General features: G+C 70.3%; 2 protein-coding genes. Both read right to left on the bottom strand.

What is annotated here, in order from left to right:
- Positions 1-301 precede the first annotated feature (301 nt).
- Entirely contained in the window at positions 302-1,123 is an 822-nt protein-coding gene (locus tag KBI5_RS24565; protein ID WP_241883179.1) for a hypothetical protein, read from the bottom strand.
- A 303-nt stretch (positions 1,124-1,426) separates the two neighbouring features.
- Positions 1,427-1,951, bottom strand: a complete 525-nt coding sequence (locus tag KBI5_RS24560; RefSeq protein WP_133057161.1) for a hypothetical protein — start codon at positions 1,949-1,951, stop codon at positions 1,427-1,429.
- Positions 1,952-2,004: the final 53 nt, after the last annotated feature.

The following is a 2,004-nucleotide window of genomic DNA, read 5'->3' as shown; positions in this document are numbered from 1 at the left end:
CGAGCCCCACCTACGCAGCCGGCGGCACCAGCCGACCGGCCATCACGCTATGCCACGAAACCACACCGCCCACCGCATCCCCTGAATGCTTACCGTCATCCCCGCCGTCRCACGCGATGTATTCACGCATGCCAGTCCTCTTTTCTCGCGAAGGTGGGTTGGGAAAGGAGCAGGTTCGGACCGGAAGAAGAAGAAACGGTTCTCCTACCGGCGAGAAATGCCGGCGGCTGAGGCGATGCCCGCAGCCAAGCTCGACGGGCCCGCGACGAAGGTCGTCCAGGCACCGGGCACCGGGCGCGGTTCAGCGGTCCCAGGGGTCGCGGCGCAGATGGTCTCGACGGGTGGCCCTGGCCTGGATGACGACGTCGGTCCAGGTAGCTCCGGCGGCCTCGACCTGCTCGGCGGTGGCGAGGACCGCGCTGGCGCGCGGGGACAGCGTCCAGCCGAGGTGGCCGAACAGGGCCAGGGCGCTGCTGTCGCCGAGGGCGGAGGCGTGGACGGCGTCGAGGCGCAGGTAGGCGGCCAGGTGGCCGAGCAGCCCGGTCGGGTAGCCGCGGTGGAACAGCGGGACCGCCCGGTTCGGGCTGGTCATCTCGGTGGCGTGGTGGGCGGCGACGTGGGAGAGCACGGCCGTCACGGCGGCGTCGCCGATGCGGGTGTCTTCCGGCTCGTCGTCCACGTTCGTGCGCAGGATCGCCGTATGGACGGCGTGGCCCCAGGTCCAGCCCTGCACGCTGAGCTGCTCGGCTTCGCTGGCGAGGGCGGTGGCCTTGACGGTCAGCGGGTAGCCGAGTGCCCCGAGGACGTCGGCGGCGGGTTCGAGGTTGAGCAGGCTGGCCGGGTCGAGGTGGCCGTCCAGCCCGAACAAGACGTGGGCGAGTAGCCGGCGCGRCCAGCCGTCCCGGTCGAAGTACGGACGGTAGGACAGACCGGAGAAACGGAGGCTGACGGTGTCCTCGCCGTTGACGGTCAGGACGTGGCGAAGCCGGCCGAGGAGTTCGGCGAAGCCGATCAGATGCGGAGTAGAGGGCATGGTGGGGCGCTCCTCATGAGGGCGCAGCACGGCGGACAGGCGGACGTGCGCGAGCGTGGGGGCCGGGGCGCGAGCGGACGCGCGGGCCATCGGGGATCAGGGCTGCAACGCGGGTCGGCCCGCCGGGCGAGGTGCGCGGCGGGCCGAGAGGCGTTGCACCGGCCGTCGCGGGCCGGTCGTGTGGGGCGGGCCGTCAGGTGCGGCAGGTCGGATGCGGCGCGCTCGGCTCGGTGAGGAAGTCACTGACACCGAGAAACGACATGCGGCCGACTTCGGTGAACAGGGTGGCCGGTCACGCTCCCGGTTCGCCTGATGGATGGCGGGAGGCCGATGATGAGCAGCCTGATGGGAACGCCGCAGACGGTGGCAGCCCGCAGCGGCTGCGGGCTGTGGTCACCAGGTCGACGGGCCGATGACCATCTCGTCGCCGCGAAGCCTCCGGATCTCGTGGGGGCCGACGAAACGGCGATCACGGCCGACCCCGAACTCGATGCAGATTCCGTCGCGGTAAACCTCGTCCTCGGTGCGCACGCCGAGGACCGCCCAGAACGGGAACGGCCACGTCTGGGGATCGTGTTGGGGGTCTCCCGCGGTCAGGGCGACCACATCCCCGGGCTTGTAGGCGCGATGGCTGTGTCGCCTCGCCGCTGTCGGGCAGTACAGCCGGCCGCAGGACGGCGTGGCAGGCGGGCGGGCCGCGCGGCTGATTTCGCCGATCTTCTCCCACACGGCTCGATGGTTCGCCCGAAGGAACCCGCGCAAGTCATCTTCGATCATGTGTGGGGCCTTCAGGCCGGAGACGTTCTCCATCCGGCCCGCGAGCACGGTGACCGCAGGGTGCATCTCGTCATAGACCCGCCACAGCACCGTCGGCGGATCGCTCGGGCAACGCCCGTACTTGGCAAAGTGAATTCCCATCAGACCCTCTTTCCAGGAAACCAAAAGGGGATAGCTGGCAGGGTGAGGGCGGC

The organism is Frankia sp. KB5, assembly GCF_002099325.1.
Lineage (GTDB): Bacteria > Actinomycetota > Actinomycetes > Frankiales > Frankiaceae > Frankia > Frankia casuarinae.
This window is presented reverse-complemented; position numbering and strand designations above follow the sequence as displayed.